The sequence below is a fragment of the Nocardioides sp. genome (assembly GCF_031397825.1).
In the GTDB taxonomy this organism is placed as follows: Bacteria; Actinomycetota; Actinomycetes; order Propionibacteriales; family Nocardioidaceae; genus Nocardioides.
This window is the reverse complement of the sequence record NZ_JANNML010000072.1, coordinates 1-5,930: the sequence shown is the minus strand read 5'-3', so window position 1 is coordinate 5,930 and position 5,930 is coordinate 1. Positions and strand designations below refer to the sequence as shown.

Annotated in this window: 7 protein-coding genes and 1 pseudogene; 6 read left to right on the top strand and 2 right to left on the bottom strand. The window is 72.7% G+C overall.

The window, feature by feature from the left end; all coding sequences use genetic code 11:
* Positions 1-453 (top strand): annotated as a pseudogene (locus tag RMN98_RS06205) (hypothetical protein); the annotation flags it as partial.
* Here RMN98_RS06205 and RMN98_RS06200 read toward each other — a convergent pair.
* Positions 408-1,301, bottom strand: coding sequence for an ABC transporter substrate-binding protein (locus RMN98_RS06200; protein WP_309647933.1), 894 nt, complete (start codon positions 1,299-1,301; stop codon positions 408-410). The pseudogene RMN98_RS06205 and the gene RMN98_RS06200 overlap by 46 nt on opposite strands.
* Before the next feature lie 23 nt (positions 1,302-1,324).
* Here RMN98_RS06200 and RMN98_RS06195 point away from each other — a divergent pair, with 23 nt between their 5' ends.
* The 5 genes from RMN98_RS06195 to RMN98_RS06175 are packed head-to-tail and all read left to right on the top strand — an operon-like array spanning position 1,325 to position 4,440.
* Entirely contained in the window at positions 1,325-2,104 is a 780-nt protein-coding gene (locus RMN98_RS06195; RefSeq protein WP_309647932.1) for a TSUP family transporter, read from the top strand.
* On the top strand, positions 2,101-2,754 hold the full coding sequence (locus RMN98_RS06190; protein ID WP_309647931.1) for a YigZ family protein: 654 nt from the start codon (positions 2,101-2,103) through the stop codon (positions 2,752-2,754). The genes RMN98_RS06195 and RMN98_RS06190 overlap by 4 nt, the downstream gene beginning before the upstream one ends.
* On the top strand, positions 2,751-3,137 hold the full coding sequence (locus RMN98_RS06185) for a pyridoxamine 5'-phosphate oxidase (protein WP_309647930.1): 387 nt from the start codon (positions 2,751-2,753) through the stop codon (positions 3,135-3,137). The genes RMN98_RS06190 and RMN98_RS06185 overlap by 4 nt, the downstream gene beginning before the upstream one ends.
* The gene (locus tag RMN98_RS06180; protein ID WP_309647929.1) at positions 3,134-3,883 is read left to right on the top strand and encodes a VOC family protein; all 750 of its coding nucleotides are present in this window, start codon (positions 3,134-3,136) and stop codon (positions 3,881-3,883) included. The genes RMN98_RS06185 and RMN98_RS06180 overlap by 4 nt, the downstream gene beginning before the upstream one ends.
* A gap of 35 nt (positions 3,884-3,918) precedes the next feature.
* Positions 3,919-4,440, top strand: coding sequence for a DinB family protein (locus RMN98_RS06175; RefSeq protein WP_309647928.1), 522 nt, complete (start codon positions 3,919-3,921; stop codon positions 4,438-4,440).
* Between the two features lie 12 nt (positions 4,441-4,452).
* Here the strand turns inward: RMN98_RS06175 and RMN98_RS06170 are convergent, their stop codons facing one another.
* Entirely contained in the window at positions 4,453-5,790 is a 1,338-nt protein-coding gene (locus tag RMN98_RS06170; protein WP_309647927.1) for an AarF/ABC1/UbiB kinase family protein, read from the bottom strand.
* Between the last annotated feature and the right edge of the window lie 140 nt (positions 5,791-5,930).

Genomic DNA, 5,930 nt, shown 5'->3' with positions numbered 1-5,930 from the left:
CTCGACGCCCAGTGGGACAAGGGCACCAACCTCCACCACGCCCTGCTGCTGGCCAACCGCCACTTCCGCAAGCACCCCAACGCCCAGCCGGTGCTCCTGATCGTCACCGACGGCGAGCCGACCTCCCACCTCGAGCCGGACGGCCAGGTCTACTTCTCCTACCCGCCGCACCCGCTCACCGTCGCCTACGCCGTGCGCGAGCTCGACGCCTCGATGCGTCTCGGCGCCCACACGACCTTCTTCCGTCTCGGTGAGGACCCCGGCCTGGCCCGCTTCATCGAGTCGATGGCCAAGCGGGTCGACGGCAACGTCGTGGCGCCCGAGCTCGACGACCTCGGCGCGGCCGTCGTCGGCTCCTACCTCGGCTCCCGCGGTGGTCAGAGCCCGATGGGCGACCTGCGCAACGCCTACGGCGACTGGTTCGGCGGACGTGGGTTCTGGGTCGGCGACTGAGACGCGAGCACAGCCGCCAGCTCCTCCACCCCGTCGACCAGCCGGGGCCCGGGGCGGGCCCAGTGGGCGTTGGCGTCGACCGCGTGGACGATCACCCCGGGCGGCAGCACGCCGGAGGCAATCAGCTCGTCGGCGATGCGCTGGGACGCGGGGCGGTCGAAGCCGCAGGGTGCCACGACGACAACGTCGGGCCGGGCCGCGTGCACGGTCTCCCACAGGACCCGCTCGGACTTCGCACCGGCCGTGCCGAGCACGCACTCGCCGCCCGCGAGCTCGACCATCTCCGGGATCCAGTGCCCCGGCGCGTAGGGCGGGTCGGTCCACTCCAGCACCACCACCCTCGGGCGGTCGGACCCCCGGCCGGCGACCGACGCGGCCACCACCTCGAGGCGCGCCCGCAGCGAGGCGACCAACGCCTCGGCCTGCGTCGTACGACGGGTGGCGACGCCGAGTGCCTCGACCGACGCGAGCACCTCCTCGAGCGTGTGCGGGTCGAAGGTCAGGACCTCGGCCGTGCAGCCGAGGTGACGCAGCGCGTCGTCGACGACGCTCACGTCGACCGCGCACACCGCGCACAGGTCCTGGGTGACGACGAGGTCGGCGTCGAGACCGGCCAGCGCTCCGGCATCGAGCCGGTAGAGGTCTTCTCCGCTGGCGACCGCCGCCACCACGAAGGCATCGATCTCGGCCGGGGTCAGGCCCTCGGGCATCGTCGTGGTCGACACGATCGTGCGGGTGCGGGCCTCGGCCGGGGTGTCGCACTCGAAGGTCACGCCGACCACCTCGGGACCGGCGCCCAGCGCGAAGAGGATCTCGGTCGTGGACGGGAGCAGTGACACGATGCGCATCGCACCAGCCTAGGGTTGAGCAGGTGGAGGACCCGACCCTGAGCGTGCTCCTGCTGCTCGGGCTGGCCGCGCTGGCGGCCGGCTTCGTCGACGCCGTGGTCGGCGGCGGCGGGCTCGTCCAGCTGCCGGCGCTGCTGCTCGGCCTCCCCAGCGCCAGCCCGGTGCAGATCCTCGCGACCAACAAGCTCGCATCCTTCTGCGGCACCACCGTCAGCTCCGCGACCTACTACCGCCGCGTCAGGCCCGATCCCCGCACCTTCCTGCCGCTGATGGCGCTGGCGTTCATCGGCTCCGCGCTTGGCGCGGTGGTCGCCTTCTTCATCCCGCGCTCGGCGTTCGACCCGATCGTGCTGGTCGTGCTCGTGGCCGTGGGCGCCTACGTCCTCCTCAAGCCCGAGATCGGCGCGACGACGGCGCTGCGCTTCACCGGCCGCCGCCACACGGCCGCCGCGATGGGCACCGGCCTGGCGGTCGGCTTCTACGACGGCGCGCTCGGGCCCGGCACCGGGAGCTTCTTCGTGTTCCTCCTGGTCGGGCTGCTCGGCTACAACTTCCTGGAGGGCTCGGCCAAGGCCCGGCTGGCCAACTGGGCGACCAACCTGGGTGCGCTCGTCGTCTTCGTCCCGCTGGGCGTGATCCTGTGGAAGGTCGCCCTGCTGATGGGGCTCGCCAACCTGGTCGGTGGCTACCTCGGGGCGCGCGTCGCCGTAGCCCGCGGTGCCGGCTTCGTGCGGGTGTTCTTCATCGTCGTCGTCTCCGCCTTCATCATCCGGATCGGCGGCGGGGTGCTGGGCGTGTGGTGACCGGGCCGACCTCGTACCTCACGCCGGGCCGCGACACGGAGGCCGAGATCGAAGTCAAGCGCTCGCGTTTCCTGTGCACCATCGCCCGGGTCGAGGACGAGGCCGCCGCACGGGCCGTCGTCGACGGGCTCCGCAAGCAGCACCACGACGCCCGCCACCACTGCTCGGCCTTCGTGCTCGGCCCCGATGGCGCCGTCGAGCGGTCCAGTGACGACGGCGAGCCGTCCGGCACCGCCGGTGCGCCGATGCTGGAGGTGGTCCGGGGTGCGGGCGTCTCCGACGTGGTGGCGGTGGTGACCCGCTGGTTCGGTGGGACGCTGCTCGGCGCCGGGGGACTGGTCCGGGCCTACGGCGATGCCGTGCGGGCCGGCCTCGACGCGGCGGGCACCCAGCGCCGCTCGCTCGTGCAGGAGCTGCTGCTCGAGGTCGACCACGCCGTGGCGGGCCGCGTCGAGAGCGAGCTGCGCACCCGCGGGGTGGCCGTCCTCGACAGCGACTACGCAGGGGCGGTCACGCTGCGCCTCGGCGTCGCCCCTGCCGACGTACGCCGGCTGCACGCCCTCGTCGCCGAGCTGACCTCCGGCGCGGCGGCCGCCACCGTCGCCGGTGAGCGGTGGGTGGACGGCCGGGTGGATAGCCTCGGGGCATGAGCATCCCCGTGGACGTCGCAGACCTGGTCCGAGCCCTCGGCGACTTCGGTGCCGGCTACCTGCTGAGCACGTCGGCAGACGGACGCGTCAAGGCCGTGACGATCGAGCCCGAGGTGGTCGACGGCGCCCTCCTCGTCATCGGCCCCGGCCGCGGCTCGTGCACCAACGTGGCCGCGCAGCCGTCGGTCACCGCGCTCTTCCCGCCGCTGCAGGCGCGCGGCTACACCCTGCTCGTCGACGGCACCGCCGTGGTCGTCGGCGAGGACGTGCGCCTCACGCCGACCTCGGCCGTCCTGCACCGCCCGGCCTCGCACGCCGACGGGCCGGCGGCGCCCGGAGCCGGCGGGGACGGATGCGGCCACGACTGCGCGCCGGTGACGTGAGCCCCTTCTGGGTCTCGGCGTTCCTCGACCTCGCGGCTCCCGACCTCGAGCGCGGCCTCGCGTTCTGGTCCGCCGTGACGGGGTACGACGTGTCGCCCCGCCGTGGTGCCACCGACGAGTTCGCGACGCTGGTGCCGCCCGACGGCGACGACTTCCTGCGGGTGCAACGCCGCGACGAGGGGCCCAGCCGGATCCACCTCGACCTGCACGTGAGTGACCCGGGCGCGTTGACCGAGCACGCGGTGGCGCTGGGCGCGACGGTCCTGGCGCGTCCGGAGCAGGGCTACGTCGTGCTGGCCTCGCCGGCCGGGCTGACGTTCTGCTTCGTGCGCCACGTGTGCCGCACGCGCGCGCGGCCGGCCGCCTGGCCCGGCGGCGGCAGCAGCCTCGTCGACCAGGTGTGCCTCGATGTCGCTGCGCCCGAGCACCAGCGCGAGTGGGCGTTCTGGCGCGACGTGACCGGCTGGGAGCTGGTCGACTCGGCGTTCGAGGAGCTGCACTCCCTGCTCCGCCCGACGGGGCAGCCGCTGCGGTTCCTGCTCCAGCGCACCGACGACGCACCGGGCACCCCGCCCCGCATCCACCTCGACCTCGCGACCTCGGACCGGGCCGCCGAGACGAGGCGTCACGTGGGGCTCGGGGCCCGGGTCCTGTCGACCCACGACCTCTGGACGGTGCTCGCCGACCCCGGCGGGTCGTCGTACTGCCTCACGGACCGCGACCCCGCAACCGGGCTGCTGCCCTGACCGACCCTGACTGACATGGCATAGCGTCAGGCGGCATGGACATCGAGCAGCGCGGCTACCCGCCCAACAACGCCGACGAGCGCACGACGTTGCTGGCCTTCCTCGACTGGCACCGCAACACCTTCCGGATCAAGATCGCCGGGCTCGACGCCCAGCAGCTCGACACCCCGCACCCGCCGAGCGACATGACCCTCGGAGGCATGACCAAGCACCTGGCCTACGTCGAGAACTGGTGGGTGCGCCGCATCATGGGCGGCCACGACGACGAGCCGTGGGCCTCGATCGACTGGGAGGCCGACGCCGACTGGGACTGGCACAGCGCCGTCCACGACACTCCCGCCCAGCTGCGCGACCTCTTCGACGCCGAGGTCGACAAGGCCGATGCGGTGATCGCCTCGATCGCCAGCCTGGACACGGAGTCGAAGCACACCAGCGGCCGCACCGGGGGCCACTTCAACCTGCGCTGGGTGCTGGTGCACCTGGTCGAGGAGTACGCGCGGCACAACGGCCACGCCGACCTGATCCGCGAGTCGATCGACGGTGCGGTGGGGCAGTAGGCCCCACGGGGATCAGGTGGGATCGGCGAAGCCCGGCAGGTGCTCGGTGAGGATCTCGTTGAACGCCACCTCGGCCTCGAGCTGGCTGAGCACACCGATGCCACCCATCCAGGTGCGGTGGATGAGCATGTACGACGGCGGCAGGTTGAGCTTGATCGCGATCGTGTAGCTCGGCTCGCGGGGGTCGTTGATGCGCTGGAACTGCGCACGCATCCACTCCCGCGTGAAGCGGAACCGCTCGACCATCGTCGGCTCGACGAGCGGTGCGAGGTAGTCGACCAGCAGGTCGGCGTCCACCTTGATCTTGTCCTTGATGAAGCCTCCCCGGCGCAGCTCGGCGATGAGCTGCTCCTTGTCCTCCAGCGCCGTGAGCCGAATCAGCGTGCCCATCTCGTCGGGGAACGTGCCGCCGGGCAGACGCGCGACGGCCCCGAAGTCGAGCACGCCCATGCGACCCGGGGAGCCGTCCTCGGCGGGGATGATCCGGAAGTTGCCGGGGTGCGGGTCTGCGTGGAGCATCCCGGTGCGGCTCGGGCCCTCGAAGAGGAAGCGCACCAGCAGGTCGCCGTAGTGGTCGCGCTCCTCGGTCGTGCCCTCCTTGATGATCCGGGCCAGCGAGGAGTCCGAGTCGAGCCACTCGGTGATCAGGACGGCCTCGCCCTGGGCGACGACGTCGGGGATCACGATGTCGGGGTCGTCGCGGAAGACCTCTGCGAAGCGTCGCTGCGCCTCTGCCTCGAGGCGGTAGTCGAGCTCGTCCTCGGCGCGCGCCTGGACCTCCTCGACCAGCGGCTTGATGTCGATGCCGGGGAAGAGGGGGCCGATGGTCTTGGCGAGCCGCGCCAGCTGGCGCAGGTCAGCGCGCAGGGCGTCCCCGGCGCCGGGGTACTGCACCTTGACGGCCACCTCGCGCCCGTCGTGCCAACGTCCCTTGTGGACCTGCCCGATCGAGGCCGCCGCGGTGGGTCCACCGTCGAGCCACACGAGCTGCTTGGGCCAGTCGGGACCGAGATCGCGGGCCAGGGTGTCGCGCACGGTCTGGGTCGGCATCGGCGGCGCCGAGTCCTGGAGCTTGGTCAGCTGCTCGCGGTAGGGGCCCGCCATCTCCTCGGGCAACGCCGCCTCGAAGACCGACAGTGCCTGACCGAACTTCATCGCCCCGCCCTTGAGCTCACCGAGCGTGCGGAAGAGCTGCTCGGCCGTGCGGGCCTGGATGTCGCTCATCACGGCCTCGGCCGGTGCGCCACCCAGTCGGCGCCCGAGCCCGACGGCGCTGCGCCCGGCGTAGCCCAGCGGGAGCGCCGCCAGTCGGGCTGTGCGCGCTGCTGCCTTGCGGGGGAGGTCGACCATGGGGCCCATTGTTCCAGGGGGTGCCGCATCGGGCTGGCGGCTGCCGCTCAGCCGTCGAAGCCCGCGCAGCCCCGCAGCGAGGCGATCTCGTCCCGGGCGTCCTGCTCCGCAGCTCCCCGGAGCGGCACGGGCAGCCCGTC